This window comes from Nonomuraea sp. NPDC049625, from assembly GCF_040675285.1.
In the GTDB taxonomy this organism is placed as follows: Bacteria; Actinomycetota; Actinomycetes; order Streptosporangiales; family Streptosporangiaceae; genus Nonomuraea; species Nonomuraea angiospora_A.
In genome coordinates this window covers 240,324-263,954 of sequence record NZ_JBFAOQ010000006.1, presented here as the reverse complement: position 1 = coordinate 263,954, position 23,631 = coordinate 240,324, and the positions used below count along the sequence as shown (strand labels likewise).

Annotated in this window: 16 protein-coding genes; 7 read left to right on the top strand and 9 right to left on the bottom strand. The window is 73.1% G+C overall.

From position 1 onward, the window contains the following. Nucleotides 1-189 precede the first annotated feature (189 nt). Nucleotides 190-768, top strand: a complete 579-nt coding sequence (locus AB0J87_RS27155) for a hypothetical protein (RefSeq protein WP_363969497.1) — start codon at nt 190-192, stop codon at nt 766-768. A gap of 95 nt (nt 769-863) precedes the next feature. After that, nucleotides 864-1,772 carry a hypothetical protein gene (locus AB0J87_RS27150; protein ID WP_363969494.1) on the top strand — a complete coding sequence of 303 codons (909 nt, stop codon included), beginning with the start codon at nt 864-866 and terminating at the stop codon, nt 1,770-1,772. Nucleotides 1,773-1,779: 7 nt separating this feature from the next. On the opposite strand, the gene AB0J87_RS27145 is transcribed toward AB0J87_RS27150, so the two are convergent. From AB0J87_RS27145 to AB0J87_RS27125, 5 genes are all read right to left on the bottom strand, one after another. After that, nucleotides 1,780-2,067: a hypothetical protein gene (locus tag AB0J87_RS27145; RefSeq protein WP_363969492.1), complete on the bottom strand. Its 288-nt coding sequence runs from the start codon at nt 2,065-2,067 to the stop codon at nt 1,780-1,782. A gap of 161 nt (nt 2,068-2,228) precedes the next feature. Then, nucleotides 2,229-2,699, bottom strand: coding sequence for a ribonuclease E activity regulator RraA (gene rraA, locus AB0J87_RS27140; protein WP_355202547.1), 471 nt, complete (start codon nt 2,697-2,699; stop codon nt 2,229-2,231). A gap of 12 nt (nt 2,700-2,711) precedes the next feature. Continuing rightward, nucleotides 2,712-3,869, bottom strand: coding sequence for an MFS transporter (locus AB0J87_RS27135; protein WP_363969490.1), 1,158 nt, complete (start codon nt 3,867-3,869; stop codon nt 2,712-2,714). Continuing rightward, nucleotides 3,862-4,566, bottom strand: coding sequence for a GntR family transcriptional regulator (locus tag AB0J87_RS27130; RefSeq protein ID WP_363969488.1), 705 nt, complete (start codon nt 4,564-4,566; stop codon nt 3,862-3,864). Before AB0J87_RS27130 ends, AB0J87_RS27135 begins: the two co-directional genes overlap by 8 nt. Nucleotides 4,567-4,671: 105 nt before the next feature. Further along, nucleotides 4,672-4,863 (bottom strand): hypothetical protein, encoded by a 192-nt coding sequence (locus AB0J87_RS27125; RefSeq protein WP_355202541.1) that lies wholly within the window; start codon nt 4,861-4,863, stop codon nt 4,672-4,674. Between the two features lie 153 nt (nt 4,864-5,016). Between AB0J87_RS27125 and AB0J87_RS27120 the strand changes: the two genes are divergently transcribed. Then, nucleotides 5,017-7,824, top strand: coding sequence for an AAA family ATPase (locus tag AB0J87_RS27120; RefSeq protein WP_363969486.1), 2,808 nt, complete (start codon nt 5,017-5,019; stop codon nt 7,822-7,824). 47 nt (nt 7,825-7,871) lie between these two features. Here AB0J87_RS27120 and AB0J87_RS27115 read toward each other — a convergent pair whose 3' ends face one another. Genes AB0J87_RS27115 through AB0J87_RS27100 form a run of 4 tightly spaced genes read right to left on the bottom strand, consistent with a single transcriptional unit; the run spans nt 7,872 to nt 13,861 of the window. Next, nucleotides 7,872-8,126: a hypothetical protein gene (locus AB0J87_RS27115; RefSeq protein WP_363969484.1), complete on the bottom strand. Its 255-nt coding sequence runs from the start codon at nt 8,124-8,126 to the stop codon at nt 7,872-7,874. 23 nt (nt 8,127-8,149) lie between these two features. Continuing rightward, nucleotides 8,150-8,368, bottom strand: coding sequence for a hypothetical protein (locus tag AB0J87_RS27110; RefSeq protein ID WP_363969482.1), 219 nt, complete (start codon nt 8,366-8,368; stop codon nt 8,150-8,152). A gap of 30 nt (nt 8,369-8,398) precedes the next feature. Further along, nucleotides 8,399-10,561, bottom strand: a complete 2,163-nt coding sequence (locus AB0J87_RS27105) for a peptidase domain-containing ABC transporter (protein WP_363969480.1) — start codon at nt 10,559-10,561, stop codon at nt 8,399-8,401. Nucleotides 10,562-10,597: 36 nt separating this feature from the next. Further along, a complete protein-coding gene (locus tag AB0J87_RS27100; protein WP_363969478.1) occupies nt 10,598-13,861 on the bottom strand; it encodes a type 2 lanthipeptide synthetase LanM family protein in 3,264 nt (1,087 codons plus the stop codon). A 244-nt stretch (nt 13,862-14,105) separates the two neighbouring features. On the opposite strand from AB0J87_RS27100, the gene AB0J87_RS27095 reads away from it, so the two are divergent. The 4 genes from AB0J87_RS27095 to AB0J87_RS27080 all read left to right on the top strand — a co-directional run bounded on the left by AB0J87_RS27095 (nt 14,106) and on the right by AB0J87_RS27080 (nt 23,579). Continuing rightward, nucleotides 14,106-14,285, top strand: a complete 180-nt coding sequence (locus tag AB0J87_RS27095) for a hypothetical protein (protein ID WP_363969476.1) — start codon at nt 14,106-14,108, stop codon at nt 14,283-14,285. Nucleotides 14,286-14,411: 126 nt separating this feature from the next. Beyond that, complete coding sequence (locus AB0J87_RS27090) at nt 14,412-16,394, top strand: hypothetical protein (RefSeq protein ID WP_363969474.1); 1,983 nt, start codon at nt 14,412-14,414, stop codon at nt 16,392-16,394. Between the two features lie 116 nt (nt 16,395-16,510). Next, nucleotides 16,511-19,258, top strand: a complete 2,748-nt coding sequence (locus tag AB0J87_RS27085) for an AAA family ATPase (protein ID WP_363969472.1) — start codon at nt 16,511-16,513, stop codon at nt 19,256-19,258. 196 nt (nt 19,259-19,454) lie between these two features. Further along, nucleotides 19,455-23,579 carry a LamG-like jellyroll fold domain-containing protein gene (locus AB0J87_RS27080; protein WP_363969470.1) on the top strand — a complete coding sequence of 1,375 codons (4,125 nt, stop codon included), beginning with the start codon at nt 19,455-19,457 and terminating at the stop codon, nt 23,577-23,579. Nucleotides 23,580-23,631: the final 52 nt, after the last annotated feature.

Sequence of the window (23,631 nt, the reverse complement as noted above, 5' to 3'; positions counted from 1 at the left end):
CCGTTTCGGACGGTAGCTTGGTAGTCGTTACCGGCGAGTGACCTGGGCCTTACCAACGTGGAAGGCACCACTCGACCGGACTCCCTCTGGTTGGATTCACGCTCCACGTGCCGCTCTTACGGCGTCATGCCCGGCTACGTGAGTGAAGAGCGTATTGCCCTGTCGCCTCACAAAGGACTGCGCCTACCCATGTCTGCTCGCCTGCACTCTATCGCCATGCTCACCGCCTCCGTGCTGACCGCCATGGCCGTCGGCTCGCCCGCGGCGCACGCTGACGCCGAGGCCGGCAGCACGATCACCCAGACGGCCGTGCTCCAGGGCTCGACCACCGCGTCCTACTTCTGGGACGACTCCTCCGGCCGCGCGGGCGACACCGGTCTGCCCGCCGCCGGCAAGCCCATGCAGAAGGGTCTGGCCGCCAGCCCGAGCTGGCCGCTCATGACCGAGGGTTACGTCATCTACAAGGGCAAGAAGCTCCCGTTCTTCGTCGGTGACCGCGGTCCCGGCAACCCCTCCAACAGCGGTGTGATGCTCGACCTCGACGCCAAGACGTTCGCCGAGCTGACCGGCGGCACGTTCAACCCCGACACCCTGGCCGTGGACGGCGTCGCCGGCGCGGGCCACATCAAGATCGACTACGTCGTGACCAAGTGGGGCGGCGGCGTCGGCAAGAAGAACTTCCCGGTCGCCTACTCCACCGGCGCCTGGGCCGAGAAGGACGCCAGCCCGGTCGTCCGGCCGGTCTCGGTGAAGCTCCCCGCGAACTGAGCCGGCCTTCCCCCAAAGGGCGCCCCTGACCAGGGGTGCCCTTTTCGCGTGCCGGTATCGTTTGCGGACGATCTACCGCACGTCGAAGGGACCAGATGAGCTCCCGGCCGCTTTACCGCGACCCCATGCACGACGGCGCCACCGACCCTACCCTGATCTGGAACCGGGCCGAGCGCGCCTGGTGGCTCGTCTACACCAGCCGCCGCGCGAGCGCCCCTGACCGGGGGGACGTGAGCTGGGTGCACGGCACCGACCTCGGCGTCGCGTCCTCGGCGGACGGCGGCGCGACCTGGCTCTACCGGGGGACGATCGAGGGTCTCGACACCGAATGGGGGCGGCACACGTACTGGGCGCCGGAGATCGTCGACGACGGCGAGACGTACCACATGTACGTCAGCGTCATCCGCGGCGTCCCCGAGGCGTGGCCGGGGCACGAGCGCCACATCCGCCACTACACCAGCCCCGACCTCGTACGGTGGACGTTCCGGTCCACCCTCGGCCTGTCCTCCCCGTACGTGATCGACGCCTGCGTGGCCGCGCTGCCCGGCGGCGGCCACCGGCTCTGGTACAAGGACGAGGCCGACGGCTCGCACACCTGGGCCGCCGACAGCTCCGACCTGCACCACTGGCAGGTCCGCGGACCCGCCGTGACGATCTCCGTGCACGAGGGGGCCAACGTGTTCACGCTCGGGGGCCGCCACTGGATGATCGTCGACGAGTGGCACGGCCAGCGCGTGCTGGTCTCGGACGACCTCGACGTCTGGGAGCCGCGGGGCCTCATCCTCGACCAGCCGGGCACGCGCCCGGACGACGACGGGTTCGGCCACCACGCGGACGTCGTGGTGACGGGGGAGGAGGAGGCCGTGATCTTCTACTTCACCCACCCGGGCGGTGGCCGCCGCTCGTCGGTCCAGGCCGCCCGGCTGCGGGTGCGCGACGGCGAGCTGACCTGCGACCGCGACGAGCCCCTCACCGGCCCCCTCCTGCCCGTCGAGGGCCCCTGACCTGGCCTCACCCGCGGCGTTCCCACCGGTACGACCAGAAGAGCCCCAGTACGGCGGCCGCGCACAACGCGACGGTGAGAAGCTTCGAGAGCGCTATGGCCGCCAGGCACAGCGCTCCCATCGAGGTGCCGGCCGCTATGCCGGATCTGCGGTTCGGGGCCTCAGGGTCACGCTCGGGGCGTGGCGGCGGGGGGAGCGGCTCCCACAGCTGGCCGCAGCCGGAGCACCGCCACGGCCGGACGTCCCCACCGTGGACGCCCGGAGGAACGCACCGGTGCGTGGCCACCTTGCTCACGAACGTCTCCCGCGGCGGTGCTCGCGGGCGAACCACTCGTCGATGGCGGCCGCCGTGTCCGCGTCCAGGGTCATGAGGGAAAGGCTCGGCCATGGCCGCCGGCCGGCGCAAGATCTCTCCGCCCGTTCGATCGCCGTTTCACGCGGCCGCCGGCCGAGCGATCAGCGGAGCGTGACGAGGATCCCGTCGTCGTCGCTGAACAGCTCGGCGCCGGGACGGAAGGTGGCGCCGCCGAAGGTGACGGGGACGTCGCGCTCGCCGCCGCCCACCTTGGCGCTCTTGCGGGGGTTGGAGCCGAGGGCCTTGACGCCCAGGTCCAGCTCGCGCAGGGCGGCGACGTCGCGTACCGCGCCGTTGATGACGACGCCGGCCCAGCCGTTGGCGACAGCCATGCCGGCGATGACGTCGCCCATGACGGCGGTGTGCAGGGAGCCCCCGCCGTCCACCACCAGGACCCGGCCCTCGCCGGGCTCGGACAGGACGGACTTGAGCAGGACGTTGTCCTCGTGGCACCGGACGGTGACGACGGGGCCGCTGAAGGCGCGCCGGCCGCCGTACTGGCGCAGCTGCAGGTCGCAGGAGTCGAGCTGGTCGCCGCGCTCGTCGTACAGGTCTGCGGTGACAACGGTCATGGTGGAACCTTCCTATGGATCGACGGGAAGCCGCCGGGCGGCCACGCCGGCCCAGCCGAGGCTGAGCGCGGTGACGAGGAGCACGCCGCCGGCCCCGAGCCCGGCGGCCACGACCCCGGCCGCGCCGGGGATGATCAGCTGGCCGGTACGGTTGCCGACCAGGCGCAGGGACATGGCCCGGCCGCGCATCCCGGCGGGGGCGGACTCGGCCAGCCACGACATGGTCAGCGGCTGTCCCACCCCCAGCCCGAACCCCGCGACCAGCAGCAGCGCGGCCAGCGCCCACAGCGGCATGGACACGGGCGTGAGCAGCATGGCGACCGCCGCCGCGAGGGTGCTGCCGACCAGCAGCCTGCGCCGGCCGACCAGGCGGGCGAGGTGGCCGAGGAAGAAGCGCGAGGCCATGGACGCGACGCCGCGTACGGTCAGCAGCAGGCCCACGGCGCTCGCGGTCAGGCCGTGCTCGGTGCCGAGCGCGGGCAGGTACGCCAGCGTGATGTCGATCGCGGACAGCACCACGCAGCTGGTCACCAGGGCGTGCGCGAGGCCGGGCAGGCGCAGCAGCGAGCGCAGGTCCCCGCTCTCGGCCCGGGTCCGCGCGGCCGCGCCGCTCCGCGGGAGCAGCGCGGAGAGCGCGAGGAGGAGCACGCCGAGGCCGCAGGACCAGGCGAAGATGCGGCCGGTGTCGGGGATGGAGCCGTCGCCGCCGAGCAGGCTGATCATGAGCGGGCCGGCGGCCTGGCCGAGGGACGCGGCGAAGGTGTAGTGGCCGAAGGCGGTGTCGTGGCGGCCGTGCTCGGTGGTGTTGGCGACCAGGGCCTGCTGGGCGATGACGCTGCCCAGGTGGCCGGTGCCGAGCAGGACCCCGGCCGCGACCAGGCCGGGGACGGTGTGGCCGAACGCGGTGAACGCGACGGCGGAGGCGGTGAGCAGGAGCGCGCCCGCCACGGCCATGCGGCGCTCGCCGTACCGGTCGGCGGCGTGGCCGGCGGGCAGGGCCAGCAGCAGCGGCGCGATGGCGAAGCTGGCGCCGAGCAGGCCGAGCCAGGCCGTGGGCACGTCGAGCTCGATCGCGCGGTACGACATGGTGGGCCGCAGCACGAAGGTGATCACCTGGGTGCCGGTGGAGTGGGCGAGCAGGACCGCGTGCCGATGCCAGGCGTCAGGCATCTACCTCGTCCTGGCCCACGGGGTTCTGGTGCTTGCGCAGCCGCCAGGCGGCCTGGGCGCCGAGGCTGGTGTCGATGTGCTCGCGCATCACGCCGGCGGCCGACTCCGCGTCGCCCGCGATGACGTACTCCAGCAGGGCCTCGTGCTCGGCGGCCTTGCGGTCGCGGGCGGCCTGGCCGCGCTCGACCTCCAGGGCGAGGCGGCGGTAGCGGTCGGCCTTGTCCCACAGGCTGTCGAGGGTCTGGATGAGCAGGTCGTTGTGGGAGGCGGAGTAGAGGGCGGCGTGGAATCTGCGGTGCGCGACGAGCTGCTCGTAGGCGGGGTTGCCGGGCAGGGGTTCGAGGCCCTCGTGGGCGGCGCGCATGGCGGCGATGTCGGCCCTGGTACGGCGTTCGGCGGCCAGCGCGACCGCGAGGGGGTCGAGAGAGCGGCGCAGCTCCAGCAGGTCGCGGGCCTCCTCGGCGGCCAGGGGGGCCACGCGGGCGTCGCGGTGGGCGTCCAGCTCGACCAGCCCCTCGCTCTTGAGCCGGCGCAGCGCCTCGCGCAGGGGAGTGGTGCTGATGCCGATGTCGCGGGCCAGCTGCGCCTGCGCGATGACGGAACCGGGGGCCAGCTGGCCGGACAGGATCAGCTCCTTGACCCGCAGGTAGGCGTAGTCCGCCTTCGTCGTGTAGAGCTCGGCCGCTGATTCGCCCATTGCTGTCCTGTCTCGTGGCTGACGGTTATAACCTACACCGTCAGCCACTCTTGTCGATGAATGCCCCCTTGGATGCTCCGGCGGTGAGCGTTATAGGTTATGCGATCAGTAGGTGCAGCCGAAGAACAGGGTGGGGTTGCAGCCGGGCAGGGTGCAGATGATGAACGTGGTCCCCAGCGTCGGCATCTCCTGGGTGCCGCCGTGCTCGGGGATCATGATCTCGCCCGCCGGATGGGGCACGCCGGCGTCGCGGTGGTAGGGGTCTTTCCAGGATCGGGTGAGGTCGTCGTCGCTCATGAGAGCACGATGCGCCGGGCGGCGACGCTCGCGGCATCCGTCATGTTCCGGAAACGGAAACATCGGGGAAACCACGTAATCCTTGGACGGAACGGCTGAGTGGGATAGAGATGGGGGTGGGATCGACGATCTTCCTGGCGGGGAGGTTATGACGTGCTGGTGACCCGGCGCCCGTTGACGGGTCGTTCCGCCGAGCTCGATCACCTGGTGCGGCTGCTGGATAAGCCGCACGGGACGACGTTCGTGCTGATGACAGGGGACCCGGGGATCGGCAAGAGCCGGCTGCTGACGGCGGTCGCCGAGCTGGCGCGGGAGCGGGGCTTGCCGGCGATGGCGGGGCGGGCCACCGAGTTCGAGCGCAGCGCGCCGTTCGGGATCCTGTTCGACGCGTTGGCCGACGGCGATCGCCACCTCCAGCTGGCCGCCGATCTGGAGCAGATCCGCGCGCTGCTGTCCGCCGAGGCCGGCGCGGACGCCGGGGGAGTGGCCCGCGGGCTGGCGGCGCTGAACCGGCACCGGTTGTTCCGGGCGTCGCACCGCCTCGTGGAGCGCATCTCGGAGCGGGACGGCCTGGTCGTGCTGCTGGACGACGTGCAGTGGGCCGACGACGCCTCCATCGAGGCCCTCGACTACTTCATCCGGCATCCGCCGGACCGGCGCGTGATCGTCCTGCTCGCGGCGCGCACCGGCGGGCTGCCGGCCGGGCTGACGCGCTCGCTGGCCGCGGCCTCCGTGGTGGCGCTGCCCCTCGGCCCGCTGTCGGCGGGCGACGCGGACGCGCTGCTGGGTGAGGAGATGTCCGCGCCCCGCCGGCGCCGCCTGTACGAGCGCAGCGGCGGCAACCCGCTGTTCCTGGAGATCCTGGCCGCGCTGCCGGACGGCGACGATCCCGCCGAGGCCGCGAGCCCCGTCGCGGCGAACGCCCTGGACCGGCTGATCGCCGCCGAGCTGTCGGGCCTCGACCAGGTGCAGGGGCTGGTGGCGCGGGCCGCGGCGGTGGTGGGCGACGAGCTGGACGCGACGCTGGTGGCGGCGGTGTCGGAGCTGGACCTGGCCACGGTGGTGCCCGCCCTGGACGACCTCGTACACCGGAACGTCCTGTCCTCCGGCCCGCGGACCCTGGGCTTCCGGCATCCGCTGGTGCGGGCGGCGGCGTACCGGATGGCGGGGCCCGCGTGGCGGATGGCGGCGCACCGGCGCGCGGCCGAGTACCTGCGCGCGCACGGCGCGCCGGCCGTGCGGTGCGCGGTGCACATGGAGCACGCGATCGTGATCGGTGACGCGGCCGGGGCCGCGCTGCTGGCCGAGGGGGCGGACGCGGTGGCCGCGACCGCCCCGGCGACGGCGGCGCGCTGGTTCCGCGCCGCCCTGCGGGCCCTGCCGGACGACGCGCCCGGCGGGCGGCGCGCCGGCCTGCTGCTGTCACTGGCGGCGGCGCTGGGCGTGTCCGGGCAGCTGGCGGAGAGCCGTACGCTGCTGCGCGAGGTCATGCAGGCGGGCGGCGACCACCGCGACCAGGCGGTGGAGCTGATGTCCATGATGGAGCGCTCGCTGGGCCGCTTCGAGGAGGCCCGGGCGATCCTGACCGCCGAGCTGGGCCACCTGGACCAGGCTCCGGGTGGCGACTCCGGCGGGCGGTGCGCGCTGCTGGTGGAGCTGGCGGCCAACGACCTGCTGGACGGGCGCTGGGACGAGGGCCGGGAGAACGCCTCGCTCGCGCTCGGGCTGGCAGGACCGCGTACCCGGCGAGGGTTGCCGGCCACGGCCGTGACGCTGCTGGCGGTCGCGGCGCTCTACCGGTGCGACTTCGGGGCGGCGTACCGGTATCTCGACCGGGCGGACGCGCTGGTGAACGGGCTGACCGACCGCGAGCTGTGCGACGATCTCGGGCTCGTGGCCGCGCTGGCGTGGGGTGAGTTCCTGGCCGACCGCAACGCCGACGCGCTGCGGCACCTGGCCCGCGGGCTGCGGGTGGCCCGTGACCACGGGCGCAGCCACGTGGTGCCCCTGCTGTACGCCGCCCGCGCCACCGTCCACGCCCGGCTGGGGGACGTCGACCGGGCGCTGGGCGACGCCGAGGAGGCCGAGGAGATCGCGCGCCATCTGGGCAGCGCGGAGATGCTGGCGTTCGTCCACGTCACGAAGTCGCGCCCGCTGCTGTGGCTGAACGGCCCGGACGCGGCGATGCCGCTGATCGAGCCGGCGCGGCGGGGGCAGGTGCTGCGCTCGGCCTGGTGGCGGACCATCTCGGACCAGGCGGTGTCGGAGGTGCTGTTCTCGGTCGGCGAGACGGAGGCGTGCGGGCGGCTGCTGGCGTCGCGGGTGCCCGCCGACCCGGCCGGTCTCGGCCCGGGCGTGGTCGGCAGTTACGCGCTGCGCTCGGAGGTGGAGGTCACCCGGGGCGATCTGACGGCGGGCAGGGAGTGGTACGAGCGAGCCGCCCGCGTCGTGGAGCTCGGCGCCCCTCCCGTGCAGGCGGGTTTCCTGGCGCGGGCCCGTGCCGTCCTCGCGCTCGCGCAGGGCCGGCAGGCCGAGGCGGAGGAGGCGGCGCGCGAGGCCGTGGACCGGTTCGCGGCTGCCGGGCTGCCCATCGGGGAGGCGCTCGGCCGGATGCTGCTGGCGGGCGTGCTGCGCCGCGACGACGACTCGCGGGCCGCCAAGCAGCAGCTCGGGCAGGCGAAGGAGCTGTTCCTGTCGTGCGGCGCGCCGTGGCTGGCGGCCCAGGTGGGCGTCGAGCAGCGCCGGATGGCCGCCGGCCTGGCCCACCGGCCCGGCGCGGGGAGCTCGTTGTCGGAGCGGGAGCGGGAGATCGCCGAGCTGGTCGCGTACGGCATGACGAACCGGGAGATCGGCGAGCGCCTGTTTCTCAGCCCCAGGACGGTGGAGACGCACCTGGCCAGCGTGTTCAGGAAGCTCGGGGTGAAGACCCGGGCCGCCCTGGCGCGCCGGCTCGCCGAGTGACCGGCCGCGGGCACGGATCCGGTGCCGCGCGGCCGGTCACCGGCCTGTCAGAGCAGGGTCAAAGCCAGGCACATGGGGATGGGGTACAGCGCGCTGATCGCGCAGCGCACCTCGGAGGTGTAGCCGCCGCAGCAGCCGATGGTGGACAGGTGCTGGGTGCCGTTCGCCGGCTCCTGCTCCACGCCGCCCGCCAGCCGCGCCGTCTCCAGATCGAGGTCGCCGGCGGGGTGCGGCAGGCCGGCCCCGTAGGCCGCCCGGTTGATGGGGTCCTTCCAGGAACGGATCAGGTCGTCGTTCGTCATGGTGTGTGCTCCTTTGCTCGTGGTCAGCAGCAGCCGAGGCTGGAGAAGCGGCAGGTCCCGACCCACATGGAGCGGTCGCAGCTCTGCCAGCAGCTGAAGAAGTTGGTGTAGTCGTCGAAGCCGGGGAGCTCTTTCTCGCCGCCGCTCAGGGCGCCCAGGTTGATCTCGCCCGCGGGGTGGGCTTCGTCGTGCCCGCGGAGCTCGGGGGTCTTCCAGGATCTGATCTGGTCGTCGGCCGACATTTCTGTCTCCTTTCATGAAGATGGGTAATTTCAGGCGCTCAGCGGATCGGGCACCGGCGGAGCGCCGAACAGGTCGCGGTAGGGTCCTGGGCTGTTCACCAGCCTTTCGTGGGTTCCGCGGCCGACGATGCGGCCCTGATCGATGACGAGGACTTCGTGGGCGTCGCGGATCGCGCTCAGCCGGTGCGAGACGACGATCCGGGTGACCCGCAGCTCCGACAGGGCGGCGTCGACCCGGCGTTCGGTCTGGGGGTCGAGGTGGCTGGTGGCCTCGTCGAGGATGAGCAGGCGCGGCCGGTGCACGATGGCCCTGGCGAGCGCGACCCGCTGCCGCTGCCCGGCCGAGAGCGCGGCGCCGCCCTCGCCGACGTTGGTGTCGTAGCCCATGGGCAGCCGTTCGACGTCGTGGTGCAGCCCCGCGACGAGCGCGGCGGTCACCACGTCGTCGTCCGTGGCGTCCGGGCTGCCGAGCGTGATGTTGTCGCGGATCGAGCCGTTGAACAGCGACAGCTCCTGCAGCACCGCGCCGCATTCACGCCGCAGCGCCGCCACGTCCAGCTCCTGGACGGGTACGCCGTCGTGCCGGATCTCGCCCGTCTCCGGCCGCAGCAGCCCGAGCACCAGCAGGGCGAGCGTGCTCTTGCCTGACCCGGTACGCCCGACGACGCCGAGCTTCGCCCCCGCGGGCACCTCGAACGACAGCTCCCGCAGCACGGGCGGCGAGTCGGGCGCGTACCGGAAGGCGACGCCCTCGGCCCGGATCGCCACCGGCCGTCCGGCGGGCAGCACGCGGGCGCCGTTCGGCTCGGGGGCGGCGTCGAGCACGTCGTAGATGCGCTCGAACTGGCCGCGCAGCATGGAGAACAGCTGCACCGCCCCCACGAACGCCTGCAACGGCGCCAGCACCGACATCGCCAGGGCGTTCACCGCCAGCATGGTGCCCAGCGACATGCGCCCGCCGAGCACCAGCCACGCGCCGCACCACAGCAGCGCGAGCGGCGCGAACACGGCCACCGCTCCCTGCACCGCCTCGAACCAGGAGCTGGAGCGCCCCCGCCGCAGCATGGCCGTCTGGTACGTCCCGAACAGCTCCCGCCAGCGCGCCTGTGCCCGCGACTCCACGCCGTTGGCCTTGAGCGGCAGCATCGCCTGCAACGTCTCGACGAGATACCCCTGCTCGCCCGCGCGGGCGCCCAGCTCGGCCTGGGACAGGGGCCGCAGCCGCCGGTACGAGGCCACCATCAGCCCCGCCTGCCCGGCCGCCAGCGCGCCGACCATGAGCGCGTACCAGGGGACGAGGAGGACGAGCGCGATCCCGTACGCGGACAGCAGGACCATGTCGAGCGCGAGCGTGACGCTCTGCTGCGTGACCGCCTCCCTGGTGGTGGCGATGCTGCCGACGCGCAGGAGCAGGTCGCCCCGGCTGCGCTGGAGGAAGAACCCGATCGGCAGCCGCAGCAGGTGGCCGACGAAACGGCCGGTCAGCCGCTCGTCGGCGCGGGCCCGGAGGGCGAGCAGGAGGCGTGCGCGCAGGAAGGTGAGCGTGCCGTGGAGCGCCGCCGTGCCGAACACCGCCCAGCCGAGCACCGGCAGCAGGTCGCCGCGCCCGGCGGGGACCAGCTCGTCCACCACGGACTTGGTGGCGAGTGGCAGCGCCAGCGCCAGCAGCTGGATGGCCGCCGCCAACGCCAGCACCCCGGCCAGGCGACGCCGGCCGCCCGGCACCGCCGCGAAGTCGCGCAGGTAGCGGGCCGGCGTCGACCGCCACGGCGACGCGCGCCTCCTGACGAACCCGGGACCGGGCGCGCACTCGATCACCACGCCGCCGTAACGCCGCGCGAACTCCTCCCGCGGCATGGTGCGGCGGCCGTTGCCCGGGTCGACGATCCGCACGCCGCCCCTGCCCAGCCCTTCGACGACGACGAAGTGGTGGGCGGAGAAGTAGGCGATGAACGGCGCCCGCCGCGGCTCGCCGAGCGGATCCGCCACCCGTTCCGCCGTGGCCGTCAGCCCGTACTCGCGGGCCGCCGCGACCAGCCGGGCGACGGACACGCCGTCCCTGCCCGGGCCCAGCAGGTCACGGCACTCGGCGACCGAGGCGTGCCTGCCGTGGTGGCTCAGCAGCATGGCCAGGACGGCGGCCCCGCACTCGCTCGTGGTCAGTTGCAGGCGGACGGGGACGCGGCGCCGCATCACGGCAGCCCCTTTCTTTAACGGGTACGTGGCGCTTCAGGCGGCCGGCGGGGCCAGGACCAGGACGGACGGCACCTCGGCGGGGGCGGCCAGCCGCAGGAGACCGTGCCCGATCCCCGCCAAACCGGACATCAGACCCGGCGTCGTCACGCCGCCCGGGGTGCCGCAGAGCGGGCCGTCGGCGAGCTGGGCGAGCAGGACGCCGGCCCGCAGGCGCAGGGTGTCCGCCAGGTCGTGCCTGCCCGCGGCGACGGCGTGGGTGAGGAGCTCCAGGTTCCCGGCCTCGCCGTGGCACAGGCTGTGGCCGACGATGCCGGGCGGGCTGCTCAGGTACGAGCGCAGTGCCACGTCCAGGTCGGCGGCGAGGACATCGGCCGCTTCGGCGTTCAGGCCGGGACGGCGGAGGAGGTCGGCGCGGGCCAGGCCGATGCCGGGCGCGCCGTGGCACCACCCCTGCATGGACGGAGGCAGGCCGGAGGGGTTCGCCGAGGCGCCGGGCAGGTCCCGGAAGTCGGGCCAGTTGCCGATGCGGGCGTCGAAGCGGGAACGCTCATAGGCGAAGGCGGCCAGGCCGGTCTCCGCGTACCGTTCCTCGCCGGTCCGGGCGGCGAAGCGGAGCAGCGCCCAGCCGATCCCCGCGGCCCCGTGGGAGAACCCGGTCAAGGGCGCCGAGGCGGGGATGTGACCATGCCACGCCACCCCGCCGTCCTGCGGTCGCGCCGTCTCGACGAGCCGGTCGGCGCAGGCGCGGGCCACGTCCAGCGCGTTCGGCAGCCCGGTCGCCTCGTGGACGGCGAGCATCGCGGCCAGGCAGCCGGCCGCGCCGCCCACGACGTCGAGTCCCTCGTCCGTGGCGGCGGCGCCGGTCGTCGCGGCGATCAGGGGTTCGACGTGGTCGAGCAGGTCGGGCGCGTCGAGGTCGCGGGCCAGGTGCGTCAGCGCGTACGCCAGCCCGACGGCGCTGTTGAAGGGCCCGCACGGGAACGCCGTGGCATTCCCGGCGATGCCGTCCACGAAGCCGGGGACCCAGGCCAGGGCCCGCATGGCGAGGTCGGCGTGGCGGGTCTCGCCGGTGATCCTGGCGAGCTGGCCGAGGAAGAGGGCGACGCCGGGGGTGCCGCCGTACAGGTCGCTCTTGAGCGTGCCGACCGTCCAGCGGGTCTCGCCCACGAGCTCCATGCCGAGCCAGTTGGCGGCGGAGGCGTCGCGATGGGCGCGTTCGGCGAGCTCGTCCCCGAGCGCCGTGGCCATGGCCACGAGCCGGTCCGCGAGCCCGTCCGCCGGCGGGGTGGGGGCGGCGGGAGCCGCAGGGGCGGTGGAGGTCCAGACGCGGTCGCGGTCGCGGCGGCTGGCCAGGGTGGCGCGGATGATCCACTGCTGCTCGGCCAGATCCCGGGGGCCCATGGCGCGGATCTTGGCGGCGGCGTCCGAGGAGGGCACGCCCGTGAGCGCGCCGGCCAGCGGCTCGTCCCGGCTGGTCCACAGGTCGGGCGTGCCGGGGCGGCCGGCGAAGAGGGGGATGTCGCCGTTCCAGACGTCGGCGATCTCGGCGGGGACCAGCCGGCGGCGGACCGGGTCGTCGGCGCAGGCGGCCCACAGCGCGTCGAGCACGTGGTCGCGGTCCAGGGCGTCACGCATGACATCCGGGTGGGTCGACTCCAGCAGCAGGGTGCCGTACAGCTGCGTGGGCCGCATCACCACGCGGATCTCGTCCCCCTGAAAGGCCGCCAGGACGCCGCCGGGCGAGAGCAGGTCGTCGCGGTGGGCGGCGATGACCTCGTACGCGCCGGTGAAACCCGACAGGAAGTCCTCGACGTGGTCGGCCGGATCGGCGACGGCGTCACCGACGCCCGGTCGGTTGCTGCTGCCGGGGAAGGCCGCCCGCTCCCGGATCAGCCGCATCTCGTCGGTCCCCGCGGCGGACCAGCCGGCCGACTCGAACGGCAGCGTGCTGCCCGCGTCCCCGCCCATGCCTCCCATGTCGAGGGCGCCGCCGTCCTTGCTCCACACGACGGCCGGCAGCAGCCCCACCCGGGCGACCGAGGTGTCCAGCGCCCGTTCGGCCGGGTCGTCGTCGGTACGCCCGCGGGCGCCGCCCCTGGGGATCGCCGGGTGGAACAGCGCCTCCAGGTCGACCAGCACCGGCTGGTCACCGGCGGCGATGAGGTTCTCGAAGTGGAAGTCCACGCCGTCGAGCGCGTACAGCAGGGCCAGCAGGGCGCCCTGCCGCCGGTAGAAGGCACGTACGCCGGCCTCGTCCGCGCAGGGCCCGTGCTCGGCGTACTCCACCCAGCCGTGGCCCGGCCGTTCCAGCACGGTCAGCACGCGCAGGCCGAGGCCGGGCATCCGGTCGTCGAGCCAGCCGAGCGCCCGGTTGAAGTGCGCGTGCACGGCCAGCGACCGCGGCTTGTAGACCACCCGCGCCCCGCTCTCGAACCGCAGCAGCCCGACCGACCGCCCGCCTCGGTGACCGTCGCCCACGCCCATGACCACCTCGGCCAGCCGTCCCGGCTCGGTCCCGCCGAACAGCTCCGCCACGATCGCGGACCGGTCGGCGGCCAGCCGCCGCAGCAGCTCCAGGTAGTTCTCCACGGCGTGGCCGGCGCATTGGGCCATCAGCCGTGCCAGCACGACGTACTCGGACAGCAGCCCCGCCAGCCCCTCCCGGCCGGCCAGCCGTGCCGTGAAGGACCGGAAACGCTCCTCGGCGCTGTCCCCGTGCAGCTCGCCGCGTACCCGGGCCACGTTCAGCTCCAGGACGAGCACGCGCGAGGCGAGCGAGACGAGCTGCCTGCCGAGCTGGTCCGCGAACCCGCGCCGCAGAGCCGCCGGCTTCCCGAGCCCGTCCGGCGCACCGGCCGCGATCCGGTCGACGGCGTCCCGGACGAACGGGGCGACGATCCGCGCGAACCCCGCGTCCCACGTGAACGCCGCCTCGTCGAGCTCCGGCGGCGCGACCTGGATCGAGGCCGCCGCGAGCGCGGCTTCGACGGTGCCGGCCCAGGCGGGCCGGGGTGCGCGCGCCGCCAGCTCCTCGGGCGGCTCGGCCAGGAGCGCGAGCAGCACGTCGGCGTCGATGCCGAGGTCGGCGAGCCTGGCCTCGAACCGGCCGTCCTCGTCCATGCGGTGGGCGGCCCGCCAGCGCGCGAGCCGCCGCTCGGCCAGGTCGCTCTCGCGGGGAGCGGGCCGGGTGGTGAGCGCCAGCCGCTCGGCGAGCGTGAGCGCCCCGGCCCACCAGTGCGGTGCCGGTTCCGCGTCCGTGTCTGTACGTTGTGCCGGCGTCGCGGCGATGTGTGACAAAGGTGGCATCCTCGCTGCTCGCGGTGACCACGCGCTTCGGCGGGCCCCTGGCCGTTGGCTGTCAGCAGGATGAGACGGCACCCGGCCGCCGCGGCATCCGGTGAACGCCGTGAGCCGCCTGCCCCCGTCGCCCGCGGGATACGTGAAACCACTGAGGCGCCGGATTTACGGGTCCGCGGCCATTCACCCAGGGGCCGATCTTGCCCACAATGGGCGCCGGAACCGACACGACCGAGGAGGACCGATGAACGACAACGGCAAGACCGGCATCCGGCGACTGCGGCGCATCGTCGTGGGCGCGGTGGCGCTGGCCGCCTGCGCCATGCTCGCGATCGCGGGACCCGCCGCGGCCGACAGCGATGGCGGCTTCGGCGGTTTCGGCGGCGGCAGCGGCGGCGGAGGCGGCGCCACCGGCAGCTGGTGACCCGCTCCCGGCACCGGATCAGCCGGGCAGAGTGACCGGCTCGGCAGAGGTCTTCGCTGTTGCGAAGTCGGTGATGACCTTGGAGCATCTCCTTACCGACGCGTACGACGTTCCGGGAGTGCCCCTGTGATCACCGATGATCTCTCCGAGCCGGAACTCGTCCTCTGGGAGGCGTTTCCCGTAGCGCGTCCGGTAGAGCTTCCCGGCGTCCCCGTCCGGGCCGCGGTCATCGCGAAGCTGCTGCTCGGCGCCCAGGAACGCCTGCCGGGACAGACGCCCGGCCTGCGGCTGTCCGGAGCCCGGATCACCGGCCGGCTGGACCTGTCCGACGCCGAGGTGCAGCACCCTCTGATCCTGACCGGCTGCGAGTTCGAGGAGGCGCCCGTCCTCACCGGAGCCCGCACGGGCCTGGTCGACCTCGCGGCTTCCCGGTTACCCGGACTGCGGGCCGCGGATGCCGTGATCGCTGGAGGCCTGCGCCTGGAGGGGTGCCTGATGGACGGCCCGATCCGGCTCGGTGGAGCGCACGTGTCCGGGACGATGGATCTCAGCGACACGGCGATCCACGCGGATCCGGCCGTCCACGCCGACGGCCTGACCGTCAACCGGGATCTTCTGTGCGCGAACGCCGTCATCGACGGTGAGATGCGCCTCGCGGGCGCCAGGATCGGCGGGACGATGACGCTCGACGGCGCTCGGGTCGGGCGGCCGGGCGGCCGCGGCCTCACCGCCGAGGGGATCGTCGTCGACGGCGGGTTGTCGGGTCGGCACGGCTTCCTCTCGTACGGCGAGCTGAGCGTGCAGGATGCCCGGGTGGGGCGCCGATGCGAGTTCGGCGGAGCCCGGCTGTCCAACCCCGGCGGCGTCGCCCTGAACGCGGAGAGGCTCACCGTCGAGGGCAGGCTGCACTTCGATGAGGGCTTCGCCGCCGAAGGCGAAGTCCTCCTGCGCGGAGCCCAGGTGGCCGGGCAGCTCTTCTTCCGCCACGCGACGCTGGCCAATCCGGGCGGACGCGCGCTGAACGCACCGCTGATGGAGCTCGGCGGCGGACTGCGGGCCACACCCGGCTTCGTGGCGACCGGAGCGGTCTTCCTGGACTCGACGCAGGTCCGCGGATCGCTCAACGTCGACGGCGGGAGGCTCTCCAACCCGGGCGCGACGGCGCTCTCACTGCGGCGGCTGGGGGTCACCGGCAGGCTCAGCTGCAGCGAGGGCTTCAGCGCCGAAGGCGAGATCGTGCTCATCAACGCCAAGGTCGAGGGCACCGTGGAGTTTCACGGCGCCGCCCTCAGCAATCCCGGCGGGCGCGCTCTGTCCCTGTGGGAAGTGACCGCGGGCGGTGGCGTCGACTGCTGCGAGGGCTTCACGGCCACCGGAGCCCTCTCGATCAGGAACTCCCGGATCGCCTCCACGCTGTGCTTCGCCGAGACCACTCTCGACGGCGACCTTCACCTGCGTGGCGTCGAAGCGGCCTCGCTGAAGATCGGCCCGGAGACCCTGCTGCTGCGCACCGTCGACCTTCGCCACACCCGGGTCGGCCTGCTCGACGACGTTCCAGACCGGTGGCCCGCTCAACTCCTGATGAACGGCTTCACCTACGACAGCCTGGAGGCGCCCCTGCCCGTCCAGGAGCGCCTTGACTGGCTGGCCAAGGAGGCCTACCAGCCGCAACCGTACGAGCAGCTGGCCGCCGTCTACCGCCGGCATGGTCACGACGAGGCCGCTCGGGACGTGCTGCTGGCCAAACAGCGCCGCCGCCGGACGGGGCAGCGGCTCGGGGCGCGGCTCTGGGGTTACCTGCAGGACTGGACCGTCGGGTACGGCTACCGCCCGTTCCGCGCCGCGCTCTGGCTCGCCGCCCTTCTCCTCATAGGCACGGTCGCTTTCGACATCCACCAGCCACCGGCCTTCAAACCCGGTGAGGCACCTCCCTTCAGCCCCTTCCTCTACACCCTGGACCTGCTCCTCCCGATCATCACCTTCGGACAGGAGAGCGCGTTCGGCCCGCGTGACCTGCAACAGTGGCTCGCCGCCGCGCTGATCGCCGCGGGGTGGATCCTCACGACGACCATCCTGGCGGGCCTCACCCGCGTACTCTCCCGCCAATAGCCATCGTCGGCTCCTGGAGCTCCGGACGATCCGGCATGACATCCGGCCTGACAGGGAGATGATCGTCCATGGCAGACTGGTGCTCCAGGAAGGTGATCGGCCGAGGTAGGGGTGCCTTGTTACATGGACGAGCCGCCGAGAAGGCGGAGATCGACCGGCTGCTCCAAGCCCTCCGGGAAGGCGGCAGCGGCGCGCTGGTCATCGCAGGCGACGTGGGCATCGGCAAGTCGGCCCTCGCGGAGTACGCGGCCGAGCAGGCGCGCGGCATGGAGCTGCTGCGCACCACCGGGGTCGAGTCCGAGGCGGAGTTGCCTTTCGCCGGCCTGCATCTCCTGCTCAAGCCGGTGCTCGACCGTGTCGACGCACTGCCGCCCCGCCAGGCGGCCGCCCTGCGCGGTGCCTTCGGACTGGGCGACCCGCCAGGGGAGAACCGGTTCCTGGTCGGCCTCGCCACCTTGACCCTGCTGTCCGATCTCGCCGCCGAGCGGCCCCTGCTGTGCCTGATCGACGACGCGCACTGGCTCGACCGGCCCTCGGCTGAGGCGCTGACGTTCACCGCGCGCAGGCTCGGCTCGGAGGGCCTTGCCCTGATCTTCGCCGTCAGAGACGGCGAGGGGGACCTGCAGACGCTGGGGATGCCCGGGTTGCGTCTCGGCGCCCTGGCACGGCCGGAGTCCGCCGCGCTGCTCGCCGAGCACGCGCCCGACCTGGCGCCGCACGTGCGGGACCGGCTCCTGGACGACGCCGAGGGAAACCCGCTCGCCCTCGTCGAGCTGCCGAGACGGCTGACGCCGGAGCAGCGCGCGGGAAGCCTGTTCCCACTCGACATCGGGCACGGCGTGCTCCCGCCGGCCGGTCGTGTCCGCCTGGCGTTCGAGAGCAGGATCGACCGCCTGCCCGAACCGTCCAAGGCCATCCTGCTCATCGCCTCCGCCGACACCAGTGGCGAGCTGGAGCCGATCCTTCGTGCCGCCGCCATGTTCGGGGCTTCTGTCGCCGACCTGGATCCGGTCCAGGCGGCCGGTCTGGTCACCCTGGACGGCCGGAAGGTGATGTTCCGGCACCCGCTCATCCGGACCGTCACCCTGCAGGCCGCTCCGTTCGGCCGCCGGATCGCGGCGCACCGGGCACTGGCCGCCGCGCTGATCGGCGACCGGGACGGCGACCGGCGCGCGTGGCACCTGGCGGCGGCCGCCACCGGACCGGACGATCAGGCCGCGGCCGAGCTCGAAGACGCGGCGGAACGGGCGCGCGCCGCCAACGGCTACGCGGCGGCCGGCGCCGCCTACGAACGCGCGGCCGAGCTGACAGGCGAGATCCCGGCGCGGGCGCGCCGTCTGGGCGCGGCGGCGGCACTGGCCGTCGCGTCCGGCCGGCTCGATCGCGCCGTCACCCTCGCCGAAGCCGCCGCGGATCTCATGGGAACGCCGTCGGCGCTGGCCGAGCTCGACCGTGTCCGGGCCGTGGCCGAGGCCCAGCGCGGCTCCCCGGAAGAGGCGGGCCACCTGCTCATCACCGGTGCCGAACGCATCACCGGGACGGATCCGGGCAAGGCCGCCGCGATGCTGGTGGAGGCGATCCGGGGCGCGCTGCTCGCCGGCAGCCCAGCCGTGGCCGGGCGGTCGGTCGGTCTGCTCCGCCGCTTGTCCGCTCCCCCCGAATCCTTCGCCTTCCGCTTCGGCACGGCCATGTCGGAGGTGGTGGACTTCTTCATCGGCCGGCAGCCGGAGGACTTCGCGGCCGCCCGCACGGCCATCGCGGAGGCACGCCGCACCCCCGGCGGCGAATGGAGCGACATGCTGAGCGCCGCCTGCCTCGCGCTCGCCATGGGGGACAGCCCGGCCTCCGCCGAACTGGCCGGCCGGCTCGTGGATGAGTACCGCACGCACGGCATGGTAGAGCTGCTGCCCGGGGCGCTGGAGCTACGCGCTCAGGCCCGGCTGTTCCTGGGGGAGTGTCGTGACGCGCTCATCGACGTCTCGGAAGGCTTTCAGGTGGCCGCCGACATCGGGCGCGACCAGGGGTCCGGCCGGCTGACCGCGATCGCCGCGATGCTCGCCGCGCTCAGCGGTGAGGAGGAGCGCTGCCAGGAGCTGGCGGAGCAGGCGGTGCGGTTCGGCGAGTCCCGGGGGCTGCGCATGAGCGCCGCCATGGGGACGTGGGCGCTCGGGCTGCTCGACCTCGGCCTCGGCCGCCACGAGACCGCGCTGGAGCACCTTCGCGGGCTGTCCCGCGGACCGCACCACCACGCCCTGGTGGAAGTCCTTGCCGCGGAGGACGTCATCGAGGCGACGGTGAGGACCGGCAGCGGCGCCGCCGCCGCGGAGAGCCTTGGCCGGCTTCGGGAGTGGGCGTCCCACGTACGGCAACCCTGGGCAGATGCCGTCGTGCTGCGCTGCCGTGCCCTGACCGGCACCACGCGGGAGGCCGAGGAGCTCTTCCAGGCGGCCCTGCGCCTCCACGACAAGGCCGAGCACCCTTTCGCGCAGGCCCGCACGGAGCTGTCGTACGGGGAGTGGTTGCGGCGCGCCCGCAGGCGCGGCGAGGCACAGCACCTGCTCAGGGACGCGATGGACCGGTTCCAGCGGCTCGGAGCCGCCCCCTGGGCGGCCCGGGCGCTCGGCGAGCTGCGTGCCAGTGGTGACGTCACCGTTCCGCGCAGCCGTGCCGCCGACCGGCTCGGCGGTCTCACCCCGCAGGAGCTCCAGGTCGTACGGCTGGCCGCGCAGGGCCGGACGAACCGGGAGATCGCCGAACAGCTGTTCCTGAGCGTGCGGACGGTCGGCTCCCACCTCTACCGCGCGTTCCCCAAGCTCGGGGTGTCCTCGCGCGACGAGCTGGCCGGCATCGTCCGCACCGACTGAGGACCGCCGGGACGGCATACCCAATCGCGGCCGTGAGATGACTCAACCGGCCCGGAATCCACCCCCGCCGATGACTGATTCGCGAACGCGCGGCCGAGCGTACCGTGGGCTCGTTTGCTGATCTTGTGCCCACATCAGTGCTGGTGGCCCGGCGCGTCGCGCCGGTGCCGCAGCGTGCGCGCGAAAGAAGGTGCCGGTGTTCCGAAGGCTGGTCGCCGCCACGGCGGCGGGGATTGTCTGCGCGTCGATGCTCACGGGTTTCGACGTCCAACGAGCGGGGCCGGTGGCACACGCCGCCGAGCCCGAGCCCAAGGCGGGAACCGACGGGCAGGCCCGCGCACTCGCCCGCCGCACCGGCCGCGAGGCGGAGATCCTCGCCAGGCGAGGAGAGTCACGGGAGGTCTTCGCGAACCCGGACGGTTCGTACACGGCCGTCGAGCACCTGCGTCCGGTCCGCGTGCGCCAGGGTGATCACTGGGTGGATCCCGACACCACCATGGTCCGCAGGGCCGACGGATCGATCGGGCCACGCGCGTCCACCGTCGAGCTGGCGGTGTCCGGCGGCGGCGACGCGCCGCTCGTGCGGATGTCCCGCGCCGGCCGGTCCATGGAGCTGACGTGGCCGGGCGGACTTCCCGAGCCTGAGCTGCGGGGAGACTCGGCGGTCTACCACGACGTGTCGAAGGACGTCGACCTGGTCGTGCGTGCCGACACCGACGGCTTCGCCCACACCCTGGTGGTCAAGACCCGCGAGGCGCTGTCCGGTGGCGCGCTCGCCACGCTGCGCCTGGGCATCGCGGGTGCGGGGCTCACCGTCCGGAAGGAGGCGGACGGACGGCTGCGCGCCGTCGAGCAGGCCGCGGGCGGCCCGGTCTTCGAGGCGCCCGGGGCGATCATGTGGGACTCCACCGAGCCCGCGGGGGCGGCGCCGGATCGGGCGTCCCGCGCCGGGGACGACCTGGCGGACGGTCCGTCGCCCACGTCGAAGGTGGCCGACCTCGGGACGGCGGTGGACGGGCAGGGCCTCACGCTCACCCCGGACGCGCGGCTGCTGAACGCCCCCGACACGACGTTCCCCGTCTACATCGACCCCGTGTGGAAGACCGTCAAGGCATCCGCCTGGGCGTACGTGTCACGCAGTTACCCGAGCACCTCGTTCTACAAGTTCGGCGGCAAGCCGGACGCCGGACTCGGCCACTGCGCGGGCGACGCCAAGTGCGCGCCGTCCGACGTCAAGCGCCTCTTCTACCGCATGTCGACCAGCGCGTACGCGGGCAAGCACATCATCTCGGCCGACTTCGTGGCCAAGGAGACCTGGTCCTACTCCTGTGACGGCCGCACGGTGCAACTGTGGCGCACCAAGGCGTTCGTCGACGGGTCGACCTGGAACTCCACCGACGACAACTGGATCGACCATCTGGACACCCGCGACGTGGCCAAGGGGTGGTCCTCCGACTGCCCGGGCGGCGACGTGGAGTTCGACGCCACCAAGGCCGTGAAGGACGCCGCCGCCTTCAGGTGGTCCACGACGACGTTCGGGCTGCGGGCCGGCTACGAGAGCGACCCGTACGGCTGGAAGAGGTTCGCCGACGACGCCTACCTGCGCGTCAACTACAACACCCCGCCGCCCCAGCCGAAGATGAGCGACCTGGCGATGAAACCGGGCGGCAAGTGCGTCCGCAGCCCCGCTCCGGCCGTGCGCGTGCCCCCGACCCTGCTGGCGGTGCTGCGCGACCCGGACTCCGGGGACGCCAAGAAGGTGTACGCGGAGTTCGCCGCCGGCTGGGACGGCGCGCGCCGGTGGACCTCCGCCAAGATCGGGCCGAAGACCAGCGGATCGACCTTCCAGGTCACGTTGCCCGCGTCCATCCCCGAGAAGAAGACGATCGACTGGGCCGTACGGACCTGGGACGGCTACCAGTACAGTCCGTGGAGCTACGCGGGCGACGCGACCTCCTGCTATTTCACCTACGACAAGGGCTGGCCGGCGTCCCCGACGGTGACCTCCACCGTTTATCCGGAGTCCGACCCGGATAACGACGACGACCCCTGGTACGACGGCGTCGGCCGCTACGCGACCTTCACCGCGGACGCCCCGGACGCCGACGTGACGAAGTACTGGTTCGGGATCAACGAGAACGCCACCCAGGCCATCGAGCGCAAGCCGGCCACGCCCGGCGGGCCGGTGACGATCCAGGTCGCCCCCGACCACGCCGGCATCAACTTCGTCACCGTTCAGGCGTTCGACGCGGCGGGCAACGCCAGCGAGCGGGCTTACTACGCGTACCGGGCCAAGGCGGGAGCTCCGGCCCGGGCGGAGTGGGCACTGGACGACCCCGTCGACTCCACGCAGGTCGCCGATGCCACGGGCAGGTTCCCGGCCGCGGTCGAGGGAGGCGTGACGCTGGGGGTGCAGGGCGTCTCCAAGACGGCGATGCAGCTCAACGGCACCACCGGCAACGCGGTGACCGCCGGGCCGGTGGCCGACACCGCCACCAGCTTCGCGGTGTCGGCGTGGGCACGGCTTCCGGAGGACAAACCCGATCACGCGGGCATGATCGCCAGTCAGAACGACTCCGTACGGACGTCGTTCGAGCTCTACTACTCGTCCTCCTACGACCGGTGGATCTTCAACCGGAACACCGGGAACGACGCGAACGCCACGACCGTCCGGGCGCAGTCCGCCACCGCTCCGCAGGGAGGGGAGTGGGCGCACCTCGTCGGCGTGTACGACTCGGTCGCCAAGCAGATCAAGCTGTACGTCAACGGCAAGCTCGCGTCCTCGACGGCGTTCACCACGCCGTGGAAGGCCGCCGGACCGGTGCGGATCGGCGCCGGGTCCTCCAACGGGGCGCTGGCATCCTTCTTCCCCGGCGAGATCGACGACGTGCGGATCTTCGACCGCATCCTCACCCCTGAGGAGATCGGTGACCTGTTCACCCAGCACCCCATCGTGAACGCCCGCTGGAAGCTGAACGACTCGGCCTCGGCGGTCCGCCCGAGCACCGCGTACTGGAAGCTGGACGAGGCGGCGGGCGCCGGCCGCGCCGAGGAGGTCACCGGAACCCATCCGGCGGGCAAGGTCGGCGGCGTCACCTTCGGCACCGCGGGCAAGTACGGCAACGCGGCGCGCGCCGACGGCACGACCGGCTATCTCAAGACCGCCGGGCCCGTGCTGGACACGGGCAAGAGCTTCTCGGTCACGGCCTGGGCGAAGCTGGCGGCCACCAAACCGGCGCACGCCGGGATCATCGCCACGCAGACCGACTCGGTGAAACCGTCGTTCGAGCTCTACTACTCGTCCTCCTACGACCGGTGGATCTTCAACCGGAACACCGGGAACGACGCGAGCGCCACGACCATCCGAGCGCAGTCCACGACGGTCCCGCAGGGTGGCGTGTGGACGCACCTGGCGGGGGTCTACGACGCCGCCGCCAAGCAGATCAAGCTGTACGTCAACGGCAAGCTCGCGTCCACGACGGCGTACACCACGCCGTGGAAGGCCGCCGGACCGGTGCAGATGGGCGCCGGCTCCTACAGCGGCTCGCCCTCGTCGTTCTTCCCAGGGGACATCGACGAGGTTCGGATGTTCGACCAGGTCATCAGCGACTCGGAGATCGCCGCCATGGCCTCCGGCTCACCGCTGACGATCGCGGCGGACGACGCCGGCGCGGGACGGCACGTCACCCTGTACGGCAATGCCCGGATCGACCAGGCCGCGGGCTGGGTGGGCACCCCGCCCGGCGCCCTCGTCCTGGACGGCAACGGCGATTACGCGGCCTCCGCCGGCCCCGTCGTGCGCACCGATGACAGCTTCACCGTCGCCGGCTGGGTGACCACGGCCGGTCGGCCGAGCCGGGCTTCGGCGATCTTCAGCCAGGAGGGCTCCGTGAACAGTGCCTTCACCCTGCGCTACCGGCCCGACTCGACGGACCCGGCCAATGCGGGCGGCTACGAGATCGAGATGCCCGACAAGGACGTGACCGGTCCGAATCGCCCCACCGCCCAGCACTCCGCCTTCCAGTCAGGCCTGGAATGGGACCACGTGGCGATCGTCTACGACGCCTTCCAGGACCAGATGAGGCTCTACGTCAACGGCGAGCCGGAGCAGACCGAGGACCACGTGTCGTGGCGGTACAACGTGCTCGGGTTCAACGCGGGCAAGGGGCTGCAGCTCGGCCGGACCAAGACGGACGGCGCGTACGGCGAGTACTGGCCGGGTGTGATCGACGACGTGTGGGCCTTCCAGGGGATCGCGACCGACGAACAGATCCAGATGCTGGCAGGCGGCACGGAACTCCCCACCGACACCGGCCCCTGAGCGGGCCGGACCACGGCACGCGCCCCCCGGGCGCGACCACTTCACGAACTCT

Bases quoted from the DNA above. Each gene is read 5' to 3' on its own strand.
- AB0J87_RS27155 (WP_363969497.1), top strand. From the start codon at position 190: ATGTCTGCTCGCCTGCACTCTATCGCCATGCTCACCGCCTCCGTGCTG.
- AB0J87_RS27150 (WP_363969494.1), top strand. From the start codon at position 864: ATGAGCTCCCGGCCGCTTTACCGCGACCCCATGCACGACGGCGCCACC.
- rraA (WP_355202547.1), bottom strand. From the start codon at position 2,699: ATGACCGTTGTCACCGCAGACCTGTACGACGAGCGCGGCGACCAGCTC.
- AB0J87_RS27135 (WP_363969490.1), bottom strand. From the start codon at position 3,869: ATGCCTGACGCCTGGCATCGGCACGCGGTCCTGCTCGCCCACTCCACC.
- AB0J87_RS27130 (WP_363969488.1), bottom strand. From the start codon at position 4,566: ATGGGCGAATCAGCGGCCGAGCTCTACACGACGAAGGCGGACTACGCC.
- AB0J87_RS27125 (WP_355202541.1), bottom strand. From the start codon at position 4,863: ATGAGCGACGACGACCTCACCCGATCCTGGAAAGACCCCTACCACCGC.
- AB0J87_RS27115 (WP_363969484.1), bottom strand. From the start codon at position 8,126: ATGACGAACGACGACCTGATCCGTTCCTGGAAGGACCCCATCAACCGG.
- AB0J87_RS27110 (WP_363969482.1), bottom strand. From the start codon at position 8,368: ATGTCGGCCGACGACCAGATCAGATCCTGGAAGACCCCCGAGCTCCGC.
- AB0J87_RS27105 (WP_363969480.1), bottom strand. From the start codon at position 10,561: ATGCGGCGCCGCGTCCCCGTCCGCCTGCAACTGACCACGAGCGAGTGC.
- AB0J87_RS27095 (WP_363969476.1), top strand. From the start codon at position 14,106: ATGAACGACAACGGCAAGACCGGCATCCGGCGACTGCGGCGCATCGTC.